The organism is Arcobacter ellisii, assembly GCF_003544915.1.
GTDB lineage: Bacteria > Campylobacterota > Campylobacteria > Campylobacterales > Arcobacteraceae > Aliarcobacter > Aliarcobacter ellisii.
In genome coordinates, this window is sequence record NZ_CP032097.1 from 1,020,557 (window position 1) to 1,036,802 (window position 16,246).

General features: G+C 28.5%; 16 protein-coding genes. 9 read left to right on the forward strand and 7 right to left on the reverse strand.

The genetic code is table 11. The annotated features are described in order from the left end of the window. Nucleotides 1–5 precede the first annotated feature (5 nt). A complete protein-coding gene (locus AELL_RS05240; protein ID WP_118916934.1) occupies nt 6–569 on the forward strand; it encodes a hypothetical protein in 564 nt (187 codons plus the stop codon). Nucleotides 570–582: 13 nt separating this feature from the next. Here the strand turns inward: AELL_RS05240 and AELL_RS05245 are convergent, their stop codons facing one another. The 3 genes from AELL_RS05245 to abc-f are packed head-to-tail and all read right to left on the reverse strand — an operon-like array spanning nt 583 to nt 4,174. Continuing rightward, nucleotides 583–1,704 (reverse strand): GGDEF domain-containing protein, encoded by a 1,122-nt coding sequence (locus AELL_RS05245; protein WP_118916935.1) that lies wholly within the window; start codon nt 1,702–1,704, stop codon nt 583–585. 31 nt (nt 1,705–1,735) lie between these two features. Then, nucleotides 1,736–2,179, reverse strand: coding sequence for a GatB/YqeY domain-containing protein (locus AELL_RS05250; RefSeq protein WP_118916936.1), 444 nt, complete (start codon nt 2,177–2,179; stop codon nt 1,736–1,738). 45 nt (nt 2,180–2,224) lie between these two features. Then, nucleotides 2,225–4,174 (reverse strand): ribosomal protection-like ABC-F family protein, encoded by a 1,950-nt coding sequence (gene abc-f, locus AELL_RS05255; protein ID WP_118916937.1) that lies wholly within the window; start codon nt 4,172–4,174, stop codon nt 2,225–2,227. A 169-nt stretch (nt 4,175–4,343) separates the two neighbouring features. Between abc-f and AELL_RS05260 the strand changes: the two genes are divergently transcribed. Further along, nucleotides 4,344–4,937: a hypothetical protein gene (locus tag AELL_RS05260; RefSeq protein ID WP_118916938.1), complete on the forward strand. Its 594-nt coding sequence runs from the start codon at nt 4,344–4,346 to the stop codon at nt 4,935–4,937. 21 nt (nt 4,938–4,958) lie between these two features. On the opposite strand, the gene AELL_RS05265 is transcribed toward AELL_RS05260, so the two are convergent. After that, nucleotides 4,959–5,846: a cation diffusion facilitator family transporter gene (locus AELL_RS05265; protein WP_164967230.1), complete on the reverse strand. Its 888-nt coding sequence runs from the start codon at nt 5,844–5,846 to the stop codon at nt 4,959–4,961. Continuing rightward, a complete protein-coding gene (locus AELL_RS05270) occupies nt 5,846–7,015 on the reverse strand; it encodes a pyridoxal phosphate-dependent aminotransferase (RefSeq protein ID WP_118916940.1) in 1,170 nt (389 codons plus the stop codon). The genes AELL_RS05265 and AELL_RS05270 overlap by 1 nt, the downstream gene beginning before the upstream one ends. A gap of 86 nt (nt 7,016–7,101) precedes the next feature. On the opposite strand from AELL_RS05270, the gene AELL_RS05275 reads away from it, so the two are divergent. Further along, complete coding sequence (locus AELL_RS05275; RefSeq protein ID WP_118916941.1) at nt 7,102–7,695, forward strand: M48 family metallopeptidase; 594 nt, start codon at nt 7,102–7,104, stop codon at nt 7,693–7,695. On the opposite strand, the gene AELL_RS05280 is transcribed toward AELL_RS05275, so the two are convergent. Continuing rightward, nucleotides 7,679–8,095 (reverse strand): DciA family protein, encoded by a 417-nt coding sequence (locus tag AELL_RS05280; protein ID WP_118916942.1) that lies wholly within the window; start codon nt 8,093–8,095, stop codon nt 7,679–7,681. The two genes, AELL_RS05275 and AELL_RS05280, sit on opposite strands and share 17 nt — an antisense overlap. 113 nt (nt 8,096–8,208) lie before the next feature. Here AELL_RS05280 and nadB point away from each other — a divergent pair, with 113 nt between their 5' ends. The 4 genes from nadB (at nt 8,209) to AELL_RS05300 (ending at nt 13,426) form a co-directional block, all read left to right on the forward strand. After that, nucleotides 8,209–9,666 carry an L-aspartate oxidase gene (nadB, locus tag AELL_RS05285; RefSeq protein WP_118916943.1) on the forward strand — a complete coding sequence of 486 codons (1,458 nt, stop codon included), beginning with the start codon at nt 8,209–8,211 and terminating at the stop codon, nt 9,664–9,666. After that, a complete protein-coding gene (gene nhaD, locus AELL_RS05290; protein ID WP_118916944.1) occupies nt 9,663–11,048 on the forward strand; it encodes a sodium:proton antiporter NhaD in 1,386 nt (461 codons plus the stop codon). The genes nadB and nhaD overlap by 4 nt, the downstream gene beginning before the upstream one ends. 133 nt (nt 11,049–11,181) lie before the next feature. Continuing rightward, nucleotides 11,182–12,717, forward strand: coding sequence for a glutamine-hydrolyzing GMP synthase (guaA, locus tag AELL_RS05295; RefSeq protein WP_118916945.1), 1,536 nt, complete (start codon nt 11,182–11,184; stop codon nt 12,715–12,717). A 247-nt stretch (nt 12,718–12,964) separates the two neighbouring features. Next, nucleotides 12,965–13,426, forward strand: coding sequence for a hypothetical protein (locus AELL_RS05300; RefSeq protein WP_118916946.1), 462 nt, complete (start codon nt 12,965–12,967; stop codon nt 13,424–13,426). Nucleotides 13,427–13,641: 215 nt separating this feature from the next. Here AELL_RS05300 and AELL_RS05305 read toward each other — a convergent pair whose 3' ends face one another. Then, a complete protein-coding gene (locus AELL_RS05305; protein WP_118916947.1) occupies nt 13,642–15,333 on the reverse strand; it encodes a protein adenylyltransferase SelO family protein in 1,692 nt (563 codons plus the stop codon). A 119-nt stretch (nt 15,334–15,452) separates the two neighbouring features. Here AELL_RS05305 and AELL_RS05310 point away from each other — a divergent pair, with 119 nt between their 5' ends. Both AELL_RS05310 and AELL_RS05315 read left to right on the forward strand, forming a co-directional pair. Beyond that, complete coding sequence (locus AELL_RS05310) at nt 15,453–15,737, forward strand: putative quinol monooxygenase (RefSeq protein ID WP_118916948.1); 285 nt, start codon at nt 15,453–15,455, stop codon at nt 15,735–15,737. Between the two features lie 20 nt (nt 15,738–15,757). Next, nucleotides 15,758–16,123 carry a RidA family protein gene (locus AELL_RS05315; RefSeq protein ID WP_118916949.1) on the forward strand — a complete coding sequence of 122 codons (366 nt, stop codon included), beginning with the start codon at nt 15,758–15,760 and terminating at the stop codon, nt 16,121–16,123. Nucleotides 16,124–16,246: the final 123 nt, after the last annotated feature.

Sequence of the window (16,246 nt, forward strand, 5' to 3'; positions counted from 1 at the left end):
GTGTAATGACACGAGAAAAGATTATGACTGAACTTTTTGAGTTCTCATCACCAACATACTATAAATGGACAAAACAAGATAAAAGAAAAATCTTTGATTTATTAAATTATGCCTTTACAAATAATGAATTAGAAGAGTTTATTAAAACGGGAAAAATAAATAAAATAGAAGAATTAGGTAATCAAACTCATTTTTTTGAATTAGCAATTAAATTTTATAAAACAGTAAAACATATAACAAATTTTAAAATAGCAAAAAATTTGTTATATATATTAGAACGAATATATAAAGAGAATAGTAACAAAATAGTTATTGAAAAAATTGCAGAAGCGATTTATAAATCAGATAAAGAATTATTTGAAAAAAGTGAAAAAGATAGAAATCTTGAAGTAGTTACTTCTATGAAATTAGCACTATTAAATTTAATTCAAAAACAAGATTTAAGTTTATTAGAATATATTTGTAAAAATAGAAAAGAGATTGAAAAAAACTCTTTAAGAAAAATAAGTAACACAAAATATATAAACAAAATAGATTTCTCTTACGCTAATATAGCTTATAGAGCGTAAGAGATTATTTTATTTAGATTTCCATTCCATTTTCTAAAATGATTTTATTTCTACCTGATTCTTTTGCTTGATATAAAAGCATATCAGCTTTTTGTAGAGTGTTTTCATACGTTGGATAACTACTTCTTATAGCTACACCAGCTGAAAAAGTCACTTTGATTTTTTTATCTTTGTATAAAAAACTATTTTCAGTAACAATAGTTTTTATTCTTTTTAAAAATTGTAAAAGTTCTCTATTTAGATTGAAATGAATAATAGCAATAAACTCTTCTCCACCATATCTTCCAACAATATCTATATCTCTAACACTTTTATTTAGAATTTTTCCAAAAGTAGAAAGTACAACATCTCCACACTCATGACCATAAGTATCATTTAAAGTTTTAAAATGGTCTAAATCAAAGAAAACAACTGCATATTGAGTATTTATTCTTACATAAGAACTCTCTATTCTTTTTACTTCATCACTAAATGCTTTTCTTGTTAAAAGACCAGTTAAATGGTCTTTCATATTTTCAGTTTTTGTTCTTGTTAATTCATCTTCTAATGTTTTAACTTTTTCTTCTAGTTCTTGGATTTTTGATTTTCCAGATTCTAATTTGCTAGATACATTATCCATCTCTTTTTCAATTGAATTAGCAGCATTTATTAATTCATTTTGTAATTTTGTAAGTGCTTCTAACCCATTTTCATTGATTTTAATGGCTTCAATTTTTCCTTTTATATTTAAAACATTTTTACTTCCAGAACCACTACTTGATATAGCTTCATTTAAGTAATCCTCCATAAGTATAACAAGTTTTGAAATATCAGAAGTTCTTTCAATAACTACTTGTTTATCTCTTTCAAATCTTTTTGTAGTGAACTCTTCAATTTTTTGTTGAACATCTTTATCAAATAAAAGATTAGGCTCTTTATCTATTTTGGCAAAAAGTTTATCTATCTCTTCATTTGTTTTTTCACAAATTGATGGAAGCAAAGATTGTTTAATAATCATTGCTAAAACATCTACATTTGAAGGATGAACTCTTTTTAATAAAAGCGGAATTAATTGAATAGGTGAATCAATATTATTTGATTTTACTATACTTCTTTCTTGTTCATTTAGTTGATTTAAAATATTGTTAAATTCCATATTTTTGGTAGTCCTAAGTTATATTTATGTTTTATGCTAACAGTTTTTTTACCATTTCATTAATTCTTTTTCCATCTGCAACACCTGCAAAAGTTTTAGTAGCAGCTCCCATAACTTTTCCCATATCTTTCATAGAACTAGCACCAGTTTTGGCAATGATTTCTTTCATTCCAGCTTCTAACTCTTCATCACTTAATTGAGCTGGAAGATATAACATAAATACATCAACTTGTTCTTGCTCTTTTTGAACTAAATCATCTCTTGAAGCAGCTTTATATTGAGCAATAGCTTCTTCTCTTTGTTTTATACCTCTTTGAATAAGTTTTATAACGTCTTCGTCAGTTAACTCTTTTCTTTCATCAACTTCAATTTGTTTAATCATTGTATTGATTGCTCTAATTGAATCTCTTTTTACAACTTCTTTGTTTCTCATTGCAGTTTTTAAATCTTCGTTTAATTGCTCTTTTAAACTCATATAAAGTCCTTGTTTATAGTTATTAATTTACTAAATTATATCTTTTTAAGAATTAAAGCTTTCTATTAACTCTTCTAATTCTAAAAATCTTTCAACTTTTTGTTCATAAATATCTTTTGTCTCTTCCAACTCTTTTGACATAGAAACAATACCTTTTTGTTCATAACATTTTGGATTCATCAAACAAGCATTTATCTCTTCAAGTTTTAACTCTAAATCTTCAATCTCTTTTGGTAAATTATCATATTCTCTTTGGTCTTTATATGATAATTTAGTCTGTTTTTTAACCGTTGTAGTTGGCTTTGGAGTTGTTTGTTCTTTTGCTATTTCGCTTTCAAGAGAATCTAATTCTTTTAACTCTTTTTCAATCTCTAAATATTCTGTATATGGTTGGAAACTTTCCATAATTTTTCCATTTCCTTGGAATACAAAAAGTTTTTTAGCAATTTTATCTACAAAATATCTATCGTGAGATACAAATATCAATGCACCTTGGAAGTTTTGTAAATACTCTTCTAAAATATTAATTGTTGGAATATCTAAATCATTTGTTGGCTCATCAAGGATTAAACAATCAACTTTTCTAGTAAAAAGTAAAGCTAGGGCAACTCTATTTTTTTCTCCACCACTTAAAACACCAACTTTTTTATCTAAATATTCTCTTGGAAATAAAAAGTTTTTCAAATATCCATAAACATGCATATTTCTTCCATCATCAAGAATAACTCTATCTCCTCCATTTGGACAAAATGTTTCCATTAGATTTTTATTATCATCTAAAGTATCCCTTTGTTGGTCAAAATATCCTATTTGGAAATCACCTTTTTTAAATGTTCCTTTATCAATTTTCATTTTTTCCATAAAGATTTTTAAAAGTGTAGATTTTCCACTTCCATTTGGTCCAACTATTGCAATAGTATCTTTTTGTAGGATTCTAGTTGTAAAATCTTTGATTAACTCTTTATCTCCTAAAGTCTTACACACATTATCTAACTCATAAAGCATTTTTCTTTTATTTTGTTGTTTCTCTTCTGTATTAAAAGCTTTTTGTTCTCTTTGTAACTCTAAAGACATTTTTCTAATAGCTGCTGGATTTGAACGTGCTTTTTGTTTTAAATCAAAATATTCTGCTTTTCTTCTTTCATTTCTTTTTCTTCTTGCAGTAATTCCATGTTGCATCCAATGAGCTTCACGTTTTACCATTCTCAGTAAGTTTTCATGCTCTTTTTGCATATTTTCTAATATTTGAGATTTTTGTTCTAAATAAGAAGAGTATCCACCGTTGAATTTTCGTAAAACTCCACCATCAACTTCAACAACAGAAGTTGCAATATTATCAATAAAATATCTATCGTGTGAGATAAAAAGTAGGGTAAAGTTATTTTTTAAAAGTAATTGCTCTAAAAACTCAACCATATAAACATCAAGGTGGTTTGTAGGCTCATCAAGTAGTAAAACATCAGGTTTTTTTAAAATTAATCCAGCAAGACTAACTCTTCTTTGTTCTCCTCCACTTAAAAGGTTTACATCTTTATGTTCATATTGTTTTAGTTGAAATTCTACTAAAACTCGTTCAATCATATTATCCAAATCCCAAGCATTATGAAACTCTAAAAAAGAAGCAAGTTCACTTTGTCTTCTAATAAGCTCTTCATTTTCATAATCTGTCATTAATTGATTTGTGATTTTTTCATACTCATTTTTTGCTGATTTTAATTCAACCAACTGATTTTCTATGGCATCTCTTACATTTAGATTTGCTTTAAATTTTGGTTGTTGGTCAAGCATCTCTATTTTCAAAGATTTATCAATAGCCATATCACCACTATCTGGCTCAGTTTGTCTCATAATTATTTTAAAAAGTGTAGATTTTCCTTGTCCATTTTGTCCAATCACGGCTATTCTTTGCCCTTGATTTAGAGTAAAATTTGCATCTTTTAAAATAACTTTTGTGTCATATTGTTTTGAAATGTTTTGTAGGTCTATTAAAGCCATATTCTATTCTTCTTTCCCATAAAATCGAAATTTGTTTTTATTAATTTAAGTAATAATATATCTAAAACTCGGTTAAAACTTACTTTTAATTAATTTTTAACTATTAATAAAAAATAAAGTTTAACTTAATTTTAAGAAATGTATAATTTAAAAAAACAAGGAGTTTCCCATGCAAGTTCAAAATAGTACAAATGTAGCTCTAAATGCATTTAAAGAAAATCAAAATGTAAATGCAAATATTCAAAATAAACAAGAAAAAGTTAGTGAAAAATCTCTTGAAGAAACTATAAATGAATCAGCTGTAAAAGTTAGTATTTCAATGAATGCTCAATATATTCTTTTTGCTATGAACGCCTCTTCTTTAGCAGAAGGAAATACTCTAACACAAGCTGGTTTAAGTACAAATCAACAAGAAGTTTTGGATTTTTTAAGTGGAAAAGAGACTTCAAGTGGGATGAGTCTTAAAAATATTGGTTATGAAGGAAAACCTATAACTGAACTAACTCAAGATGAAGCAAAAGAACTTATTAGTGATGATGGTTTTTTTGGTGTAACACAAACTTCTGATAGGGTTTCAAATTTTGTATTTAGTTTTGCAGGTGATGATTTAGAGTTATTACAAAAAGGAAGAGAAGGAATTGTTCAAGGATTTGAAGAGGCAAAAAAAATGTTTGGAGGAGAACTTCCTGAAATTTCATATAAAACACAAGAAAGAACTTTAGCTTTGATTGATGAAAAAATAAATTCATTAAAAGGAGAGTAGTTTTACTCTTCTTTATAATCTTTAGTGATGTAAATCATTCATTTTGAAATCATCATACGGATCCATATGAATATTTATAATCCATTCTCTTTTTTCATCTAATTTTTTTATTTTATTTTCAATAGAATCACTTGCTCTATGGGCATCCATTAGAGTTATTAAACAATCAAAAACTAAATGAACTTCAACAAAAGTTTGATTTGATGCTTCTCTTGTTTTTAATAAATGATAAGTGTTTACTTTGTCATTTGCTTTTATTATCTCTTCTATTTTTTCTACTAAATTTTCATCAACAGCTCTATCTAATAAAACAAGTACACCTTCATGAATTAATTCATAAGCAGAATATATAATATAAATTGCAATTCCTCCACCTACAAAAACATCAATGATTTCATAACCAGTAAATGTTACCAATAAAAGAGAGATTAAAACAGCAAGATTACTAAAAACGTCAGTTTTATAGTGAAGTGCATCAGCTTTTATTACCATCGAGTTAGTTTTTTTTGCAATTATATTTAGATAAGTTACTAAAGAAATAGTTATTATTATAGAGATAATCATCACATAAATAGAGATATCTAAATATTGTGAAACTTCCCCTAAAATAGCTTTTTTAACTGCTTGATAAAGAAGAAAAAGTCCAGAAATAGTAATAATTGTACCTTCAATTACAGAAGCTAAAGCTTCAATTTTTCCTCGACCATAATTAAAAGTTTTATCAGCAGGTTTTTCAGATTTTGAAATAGCAAAATAGTTAAAAATAGATACAAACATATCTAAAACAGAATCAACAGCGGAAGCTAAAACTGCTACTGAACCACTAGCAAATCCAATAACAAGTTTTATTAGAGTAAGTACCGCTGCAACACTAGATGAAACAACGGTAGCTTTCTTTTGAGAAGTCATTATTTACTTTCTACAAACTCTTTAATTCTTTTGATTCCCTCTTGAATGGTTGCTAAATCTGTAGCAAAAGAGAATCTAACATAACCTTCTGTTCCAAAAGCAAGACCAGGAACTAAAGCTACACCTTTTTCTTCTAATAAATCTGCGCAGAATTTCATAGAATCTGGTGTAACATTTTTAATGTTTACAAATAAGTAGAATGCACCATCAGGCTCAACACAAGATAAACCTTTGATCTCATTAAATGCTTTAACAGCATAATTTTTTCTTTTTTCAAACTCAACTCTCATCATCTCAATAGTTTCGTCTGCTTCACCTTCAAGTGCAGGAATAGCAGCATATTGAGTCATAGTGTTGATATTTGAAGTAACTTGACCTTGAAGTTTTGTTAAAGCTTTTGCAAGTGCAACATCTGGAGTTGCAATATATCCAAATCTCCATCCAGTCATAGCAACAGCTTTACTTAAACCGTTGATAGTTACTGTTCTTTTGTACATATCTTCAGAAACTTCAGCACATGCAGTAAATTTTTTACCGTTGTACATGATTTTTTCATACATTTCATCTGATAATACGATAATATCTGTTCCTTTTAAAACTTCTCCAAGTGCAAGTAATTCTTCTTTAGAATATACTGAACCAGTTGGGTTAGATGGAGTATTTAAAAGTAAAATTTTTGTTTTAGGTGTAATAGCAGCTTTTAATTGCTCTGGTGTAATTTTGAATTCTGTTGAGTCATCTGTTTCAATAAATACAGGAACTCCACCTGAGAATTTAACTTGCTCTGGATATGTAACCCAATAAGGTGCTGGAATAATCACTTCATCACCCTCTTCAACAAGAACTTGGAATAGGTTAAATAATGAGTGTTTTGCACCGTTGCTAATTACGATACCTTCTAATTTATAATCTAAATTGTGGTCTTTTTTTAATTTATTAATAATTGCTTGCTTGGTAGCGATAATACCTTCTACGGCTGTATATTTAGTATGTCCTTCATTAATAGCTTTGATTGCAGCTTGTTTAATTAATTCAGGAGTATCAAAGTCAGGTTCACCTGCACTAAAACTTAGTATATCTTTACCTTGAGCTTTAAGCTCTCTTGCTAGGGCAGTTATTGCCATAGTAACCGATGGAGATAGGTTCTCCATTCTGTTTGCAATTTTCATTAGCATGTTCCTCAATAAAATTAAAATTATACTTTTGATATAATAGTGCGGGATTTTATCAAATAAATACTTAAGGAATTAATAGTTTGAGTTTTCAAATAGAAATAAATGAAAAAATTGTAACAGTAAAATTAGAAAATAGAAAAAATATGAAACATTGTTATATGAGAATTTTAAAAGATGATTTGATACAAATTCGAGCAAATGCCTATTTTACTATCTATGATGCTAAAAAATTAGTTGAAAAAAAACTAGATTGGATTGAAGCTTCAATAAAAAAATTATCAAAGAATTTGATAAAAGAAGATGAGTTTTTATATTTAGGTGAGATAAGAAAACTTGATGATTTTAAAATAAAAAATTTAGACCTTTTTTACAAAAAAGAGATTCAAAAAATTTTGCCAATTTTTCTTGAAGAATTTTCATCAAAAATGCAACTATTTCCAACATCTTTGAGTTTTAGAAAAAATAAAAGAACGTGGGGTTCGTGTAATTATAAAAATGGATTAAATTTTAATATTTTACTTATGAAATTTCCAATTGAAGTGATGAAATATGTGATTGTTCATGAGTTAGCTCACATAAAACATAAAAATCATTCTAGGGATTTTTGGAGTTTAGTTGCAGTTTATTGTCCAAATTATAAAGAAATAGAGAGAAATTTTAAGAATTTTTTATAATCTCTCTTATCTTTTCAAATTTTTTAAAAATCTTTTCATCTTTTGCTCTGTTTTCAAAAATTCCATAAGAACGTTCAATATATAAAGGTTTTTCTTCTTCTTTATCTTCTTTTTTTTCAATTATGTTTGTAACGAAAAATCCTATATCTTCAACATTTGCAATCTTAAAATTTTTTAATAATGATTTTATATCTGCTTTGTTATACTCAAATTCCATTTTATATACAGGATGAGTTAATACAAAGTATAAAGTTTGGTTTTTGATATATCCAAATTTTACACCTTTTTTTAATTTTAAAGGAAGTACATCAATGAACTTCATTATTAAAAAAGAGGTATTAATCTTTCTAAATTCAGGATTATTTTTAAGATGACTAAGTATTTCATTAATTTTTTTCATACGCTAATTATAGCAGGTTTTATATTATCTTTTAATGGTTGTGGTTACAAAGGTGATCCTATTTATCTACAATCTGATTCAAGTGTTTCTCAAACAAAAGACGAAGTTTCAAAATGAAAATTTATGATTATGTGATAATTGGGACAGGTGTTGCTGGTCTTAATGCAGCAAGATTAATTCCAAAAGATAAAAAAGTGTTGATTTTATGCAAAATGTCAACATGGAATTGTAATACATTTTGGGCTCAAGGTGGAATAGCAAGTGCTGTTGATGAAAATGATATTCCAATTCATATAAATGACACTTTAACAGCCGGTGTAAATTATAATGATAAAAAAACTGTTGAACTTTTAAGTAAAAAATCAATTTCAACTATTAAAAATTTAATAGCTGCTGGAATGAAATTTGATGTAAATGAAAAGGGTGAATTAGCTTATACAAAAGAAGCAGCTCACAGTAGAAACAGAATTTTACATGCAGATGGTGATGCAACTGGAAGAATGATGCATGTGTTTTTACTAGAACATTGTGAACACGTTATTCTTACTCAATCAGTTGTTTGTGATTTACTTATAAAAGATGATATTTGTTATGGTGTTCAATATTTTACAAGTGAAACAGAACAAAAAGTTGTTTATGCACATAATACAATAATTGCAAGTGGTGGAGTTGGTTCTATTTATAGATACCACACAAATTCAACTGCAAATGCAGGGGAAGTTCAAGGAATTATTGCAGAAAAGGGACTTCCTTTAAAAGATATGGAGATGATGCAGTTTCACCCAACAGTTGTAAGAGGTACAAATTTTGCTAGAAAACCACTTTTAAGTGAAGCATTAAGAGGTGAGGGCGCTTATATTGTTGATGAAAATGGTTATAGATTTTTATTTGATTATCATAAAGATGGTGAATTAGCCCCAAGAGATGTAGTTAGTAGGTCAATTTTTGATTACAATAAAAAAACAGGTTTAGGAGTCTTTTTATCATTTGAAACATTTGAGAAAAAAGCTTTTAAAAAAAGATTTCCTAATATTTATTCAAATTTAAAAGAGTTAGGATACGAATTACCTTTTGAAAGAGTTCCAATAAGTCCTGCTTTCCACTATTCAATGGGTGGAATAGAGACAACACTTGAAGCAAAAGTTAAAGGAATGAAAAATCTTTATGCAATAGGAGAAGTAGCTTGTACAGGAGTTCATGGAGCAAATAGATTAGCTTCAAACTCTTTACTTGAAGGATTGGTTTTTTCAGAAATTGCAGTTGAAACATCTCTAAAAGAAAATTTTAAAATCAACCCTGAAAATTATGATAAACCTATTATTACTTATGTTAGAAATAAAGAGATTGATAAAGATATAAAAGATAATTTAAGAGAGATTATGTGGACTCATGCAGGAATAGTGCGAGAACCAAAAAATTTAGAAAAATCTCTTGAAATAATAGAAGGCTACTTAAAGCAAAATGTCGGTAGATTGCTATTTTTAAGGCTACTTACGGCAAAATCTATTCTAAAATCTGCATTAGAGCGTAAAAAATCACTTGGTGCACATTATATTAAGGAGAATGAATGATAAAAGTTTTAATGACTTTAATCTTTGGGTCTTTATCACTATTTGCAAGTGCTGCAAGTACTGGAGAAAATCCTGATTTAACTATGACATGGGTTGGTTTTGCATGTCTGTTTATATTTGTTGTTGGTTACTATTTTGTAGCTGCAGAGGAAAAATATACAATAGATAAAGCAAAACCTGCTTTATTTATAGGTACATTTATGTTTATTTTAGTTGCACTATATTATGTGTTAAATGATTTAGATTTGAATCTAGTTCATACAGAAGCTAATCATTTAATTTTAGAAATAGCTGGAATTTTCTTTTTCTTATTTGTAGCAATGACATATATCGAGTCATTAATCCATATGGGAGTATTTGATAGATTAAAATATAATCTAATCTCAAAAGGTTATACATATAGAAAACTATTTTGGGTAACTGGATTTTTAGCATTTTTTATCTCTCCAATTGCTGATAACTTAACAACAGCACTTATTTTATCTACAGTTTTAATTACTATTGAAAAAACAAGAAAAGATTTCTTAGTACCAGGTGCTATAAATATCGTTGTAGCTGCAAATGCAGGTGGTGCTTGGTCTCCATTTGGTGATATTACTACACTTATGGCATGGACAGCAGGAAAAGGAACATTTACAGACTTCTTATTCTTATTCCCAGCTTCTATTGGTGGATATATGATAACAGCGTTTTTACTTTCAAGATTTGTTCCAAATACAAAACCTGATTTTGATGCTTCAAAAGAAGTAAAACCAAAAATGGCAGAAGGTGCTAAAATGGTAATGTTCCTTGGAGTATTTACAATATTTTGTGCCGTAATGTCTCATCAAGTATTACATTTACCAGCTATGTGGGGTATGATGTTTGGACTTGCTTTACTTAAAGTTTATTCTTATGGTTTAGGTAAAAAATATGGAAAAGAACACTTTAATATCTTCCATTCAATGGCAAAAATAGAGAATAATACTCTAATGTTCTTCTTTGGTATTTTAGCAGCAGTTGGAGCTTTATACTTTATTGGTTGGTTAGCTTTAGCAGCAGTTGTGTATGACCCTGAAATATTAGGACCAACATGGGCAAATATTGGAGTAGGTTTCTTATCTGCTATTGTTGATAACGTTCCTGTTATGTCTGCGATTTTAAAAGCTAATCCAAATATGGGACTTGACCAATGGATGTTAGTTACTTTAACAGCTGGTGTTGGTGGTTCTTTAATCTCTTTTGGAAGTGCTGCTGGTGTTGGAGTAATGGGTAAATTACATGGAATTTATACTTTTGGTTCACATATGAAATTTGCATGGACTGTATTCATAGGATATGTTGTTTCTGTTTCAATTTGGTATGTTCAATACGAAATTTTAGGTTTCTATCACATAGGTTAAGAAAAGGTGCAATTGCACCTTTTCTTTTTCTTTTTTCTCACTAATCCTTTTTTAACTCTATTTTAGATAAAATATTTAACTTAAATTTGTAATATTCAAGCACTTTTGTGCGAAATATGAAGGAAAACAATATATGAAACATGTACCAATAGTAGTATTAGATTTTGGTAGTCAATACACTCAAATCATTGCTAGAAAACTTAGAGAAGCTGGTGTTTACTCTGAAATAGTTCCTTATAGTGAATCTATTGAAGATATTATGGCTAGAACTCCAAAAGGAATTATTCTTTCAGGAGGTCCTGCTTCTGTTTATGCTGATGATGCTTATCATCCTGATACTACAATATTTGAACTTGGTCTTCCAATTTTAGGTATTTGTTATGGAATGCAGTTAATTTCTCAACACTTTGGTGGAAGTGTAATTCCTGCAAGTCATCATGAATATGGAAAAGCTAAATTAAAATTTGAAGTTGAAAATCCAATTTTTAAAGATACAACAGATGGTCAAATTGTTTGGATGTCACATGGTGATAGAGTTGAACATATTCCAGCTGGATTTGAAAAAATTGCAACAAGTGAAAACTCTCCATTTGCAGCTATTGCAAATACTGATAGAAATATCTATGCATTCCAATTTCACCCAGAAGTTTATCACTCAGTTGAGGGAAGCAAATTATTAAAAAACTTTGCAAAACATATTTGTGGTTGTGAATCAACTTGGAATATGGGTTCATTTGCTAAAGAGCAAATCAAAAGAATTCAAGAGCAAGTTGGAAATAAAAAAGTTCTTTGTGGAGTTTCAGGTGGAGTTGATAGCTCTGTTGTAGCAACACTTTTAGCTGAAGCAATTGGTGAAAATGTAATTCCAGTATTTGTTGATAATGGATTATTAAGAGCAAATGAGAGAGAACAAGTTGAAGCTATGTTCAAAGCAAGAGGTGTAAAATTAATCACTGTTGATGCAAGTGAAGAGTTTTTAACTAAATTAGCAGGTGTTACAGACCCTGAAACAAAAAGAAAAATCATTGGTGAAACATTTATCGAAGTATTTGATAAAGAAGCAAAAAAACACCAAGGTATTGAGTTTTTAGCACAAGGAACTTTATATACAGACGTTATTGAATCAGTTTCTGTAAAAGGTCCTTCAAAAACTATCAAATCTCACCACAATGTTGGTGGATTACCTGATTGGATGAAATTTGAATTAGTTGAGCCTTTAAGAGAAATCTTTAAAGATGAAGTTAGAGCTTTAGGATTAGAACTTGGACTTCCAGCATCTATGATTGGACGTCATCCTTTCCCTGGACCAGGACTTGCTATTAGAATCATGGGAGATGTAAATAAACCTGATTTAGAACTATTAAGAAAAGCTGATACTATCATGTTAGATGTGTTACATGCAACTGGATATTATGATAAAACATGGCAAGCATTTACAGTATTATTAAACGTAAAATCTGTAGGTGTTATGGGTGATAACAGAACTTATGATAACACTGTTTGTGTTAGAATCGTAGAAGCAACAGATGGTATGACAGCTACATTTGCTCATATTCCACATGATATCTTAGAAACTATCTCTAGAAGAATCATCAACGAAGTTGATGGAATCAATAGAGTAGTTTATGATATAAGCTCAAAACCACCAGCAACTATCGAGTGGGAATAAAATAAAGCAGTATCTTTTAACTTGATACTGCGTCAAATAAGAAAATCAACTCAATCACATACCTTTTGTATGCTCAATCGTTGATTTTCTTCTTTTCCTTGTCTGAAGCTAAAATCTACAACTTTATTTAATATTATCAAAACTTTAATCTTATGATTTAGTTTATTTCAATTTCTCAAAAGATTAAAATTTAACTTTTAACCACATATTCGTTAAGATTATCTCTTTTAAATTTATAGGATATTAAATGCAAGAAAATGAACTAAAAGCTTTTATAAAAGAAAACTCATCTTTAATTTATCAATATATCAATAGTGAAATACTAAAAGATATAGGTGTGATGTCTTATTCATTTTTTATAAGGCTCATAGATGAATATTTTAGTAAAGAAGAAAAAAGAGTTTGTACAAATAATATAAGCATTGATACTTTTGGTTATTATCTTATAACTGAAGTTTTAGGAGAAGCAAGACAAGCTTTTCCATTTTTTAGAAAAGATACTTTATGTTTGGATAAAATTTTCAAAGAGGCAAAGGTTTATTTTAACCATGTTAAATTTACCATAGAAAATGATACTTTTAATATCTATTTAATTCAAACAAAAGCAGGTGTTTCTACCCTTGATGAAGAAATCATTAAATATTCAAAACAATTTCCTATTAAAACATCAGGGATAAAAGAGTTTATGGTTAATTATTCATTAAAATAAATATTAGATAATTCTAATTATTTGATGTAAATAATTAAAAATATAAAAGGATAGACTTTGATAGATAAAATAAAAGAGAGTAAAATTGCACAAATTTTGATATTAAAAGTATTGACAATTATCGCTGTTGCAGGAAATATATATTTTTCATAAATGAAAAAGAAAAAGGGAACAAAACTTTGTTTATAGCTTGTCCCTTAATTATTATCTAAAATTTACGATGAGCAACTAACATGCGATATTCCAGCTATTCCAAAAAAATCTGAAGGTTTTTTAATATAATATTTCTCTTCTATTTCTTTTGTTTGCTCATTGTATGGATTTGTCATGATTTTTTGTAACTCTTGCACCGGTTGATAGTTTCCATTTTGTGCTTCTTGATATGCCCAAACTAAATGCCATTCTCTTAAAGTGTATTTTGGATTGGTAAGTTTCATTTGATTTGAAAGTTTTTCTTTAGAGCTTTCATCATTTACATTTATTTGTAATTTCCAAATTTCAAGCCAATTATTCCATCTTAATTTGATATTCTCATCTTTTAGAGTTCCATAAAAACTTTTTTCAAGACTACTTATCTCATCAGGAATATTTGATAATTCTCTAAAAAATATAGTATAGTCAACTTTTGTATCAATCATAAGATTTATTAGTTCTTCAAACAACTCAACATCAAACTTATCAAGTCCAAGTTTATTAGTCCACATCTTTTCCATTTTTTCTTGCATAACTTTACTAAAGTTATTTTCGATTTTTTCTAGTTCTTCTAAAGTCTCTTTATTTAAAGTAAGCAATGGTTTTAATGCACTACAAAATGATTTAAAATTTTTAAAAGCTGCCGTTGGCTGATTGAAAAATGAAAAGTGATTTCCTCCACCAGTCCAAGATTGATATTTTGGGTCAAACATTTCGATAAATCCAAATGGTCCATAATCCAGAGTAAAACCACCAGCTGCGCAGTTATCGCTATTGAAGTTACCTTGACAATATCCAACTCTTATCCAGTTTGCAACTAGTGAAGTAAGACGATTTTGAAACTCATTTGCTAGTTGTATTATCTTTTCTTCTAAAGTTAAATCTTGATTGATTGCTTCACTATACTCTCTATCAATTAGATGTAAAACAATCATTTCTAACTCTTTTAAAGCATTTTTATGTTCATTTTTTCTAGCTCGTCTTCCAAAAAGTTCTATTTGCCCAACTCTTAAAAAAGAAGAGGCAACTCTAGTAGTAATTGCAACATCTTCTTCTATCATAACTTCGGGGTCTTTTGAGTATGAATTATCTCTAAACCAAGGTCTAGTTACTTGCTCTTTTTTAGAGGTAAATAGAGTCAAAGACCTTGATGTTGGAATCCCAAGTGCGTGCATATGCTCTTGTGCTAAAAACTCCCTTACACTTGATCTTAAAACTGCTCTTCCATCTGCACCTCTACAATAAGGCGTTTTCCCTCCACCTTTTAGTTGAAACTCCCATCTTTTACCATTTATCACTGCTTCTAAAACTGAGATTGCTCTACCATCTCCATAACCATTTCCAGTTTGAAAAGGACATTGGGCATAATATTCTGTTCCATAAATAGATAAGGCATATCCAGTTGCCCAACCTATATTTTGCATAGGTTTTGAAATATTTGACATATCACCTGAAAATAGTTTGATAAAATCATCTGATTTTAGTAAGTTTTCACTAAAGCCTAACTCTTTAAAAAAGTTAATGCTATGAGAAATATATATCGGGTCTTTGATAGGAGTCGGCTTTACAGGCACATAATGTCCACTAAAAACCTCTCTTGGAGATTTATTATCTCCACTATATTTTGCATCTGGGTCACTATTTAGTTTGTCCACAAAAGAGTAATCACATAAATTGCTAAGTTCATTAAATGTTTCTATATTATTTTTATTCATTATTGTATTTATCCATAAATTTATTTATTAAGATTTTAATATAGTAAATTTGTACTTAAATATAGAAACTAAAGCTACTATTAATTAGAATACAAAAAACAGAAATTAAAGTGATAATTATGGCAATAACAAGACAAATAATATTTTTAGCAAAAAGAGATTGTATCGAAGAACTAAAAGCACTACTAAAATCAACAATTGAAGATACAAAAAAAGAAGAAGGTTGTTTGATGTATGAAGTTTTCCAAACAAAAACTAATCCAGTAGAATTTATCGTGATTGATTCATGGGAAAGTGAAGAAGCTTTAAACAAACATTATGAAACTCCTCATTATTCACATTTTATAAATAATTTCAAACAATACAATGCTCATATTGAACCTTTTGAACTTGAAGTTTTATAAAAATAAAAAAAGGATAGAAAGTGAAAATTCACAGAATTAACCCAAACAAAAGATGGTCAGATGTTACAGTTTTTAATGGAATTGCAACTTTTACAGAAGTTGCAGACACAGATACAAGTGCAGATATAAAAGGGCAAGTAAAACAGATATTTGACCAAGTAGAAGCTAGTTTAGCTTTAGTTGATAGTGATAAATCAAGAATTTTAGCAGTTACGATTTATATTACAGATTTTGCAAATTTCGATGGTTTAAATGAAATTTGGGATAGTTGGTTCCCTGAAAATTGTGCACCTAGTCGTGCTTGTGTAAAAGCAGAATTAGTAGACCCAAATTTATTGGTTGAAATGACCTTTACAGCTGCTGCTGGTGAAAAATTTCAATCATAATTAATCAGTTAATACAAAACAGGAGTTTAAAATCAAAATAATAAATGTAATTTCCAATCAAGATAGATTAAAACTAATTCGAAATTTTTGTGAAGATGATTTAGAAAATGAAGTTGAAAATGT

What these genes read in the sequence shown, in the direction of transcription:
- AELL_RS05240 (WP_118916934.1), top strand. Translation starts at nt 6, where the DNA reads ATGACACGAGAAAAGATTATGACTGAACTTTTTGAGTTCTCATCACCA.
- AELL_RS05245 (WP_118916935.1), bottom strand. Translation starts at nt 1,704, where the DNA reads ATGGAATTTAACAATATTTTAAATCAACTAAATGAACAAGAAAGAAGT.
- AELL_RS05250 (WP_118916936.1), bottom strand. Translation starts at nt 2,179, where the DNA reads ATGAGTTTAAAAGAGCAATTAAACGAAGATTTAAAAACTGCAATGAGA.
- abc-f (WP_118916937.1), bottom strand. Translation starts at nt 4,174, where the DNA reads ATGGCTTTAATAGACCTACAAAACATTTCAAAACAATATGACACAAAA.
- AELL_RS05260 (WP_118916938.1), top strand. Translation starts at nt 4,344, where the DNA reads ATGCAAGTTCAAAATAGTACAAATGTAGCTCTAAATGCATTTAAAGAA.
- AELL_RS05265 (WP_164967230.1), bottom strand. Translation starts at nt 5,846, where the DNA reads ATGACTTCTCAAAAGAAAGCTACCGTTGTTTCATCTAGTGTTGCAGCG.
- AELL_RS05270 (WP_118916940.1), bottom strand. Translation starts at nt 7,015, where the DNA reads ATGAAAATTGCAAACAGAATGGAGAACCTATCTCCATCGGTTACTATG.
- AELL_RS05280 (WP_118916942.1), bottom strand. Translation starts at nt 8,095, where the DNA reads ATGAAAAAAATTAATGAAATACTTAGTCATCTTAAAAATAATCCTGAA.
- nadB (WP_118916943.1), top strand. Translation starts at nt 8,209, where the DNA reads ATGAAAATTTATGATTATGTGATAATTGGGACAGGTGTTGCTGGTCTT.
- nhaD (WP_118916944.1), top strand. Translation starts at nt 9,663, where the DNA reads ATGATAAAAGTTTTAATGACTTTAATCTTTGGGTCTTTATCACTATTT.
- guaA (WP_118916945.1), top strand. Translation starts at nt 11,182, where the DNA reads ATGAAACATGTACCAATAGTAGTATTAGATTTTGGTAGTCAATACACT.
- AELL_RS05300 (WP_118916946.1), top strand. Translation starts at nt 12,965, where the DNA reads ATGCAAGAAAATGAACTAAAAGCTTTTATAAAAGAAAACTCATCTTTA.
- AELL_RS05305 (WP_118916947.1), bottom strand. Translation starts at nt 15,333, where the DNA reads ATGAATAAAAATAATATAGAAACATTTAATGAACTTAGCAATTTATGT.
- AELL_RS05310 (WP_118916948.1), top strand. Translation starts at nt 15,453, where the DNA reads ATGGCAATAACAAGACAAATAATATTTTTAGCAAAAAGAGATTGTATC.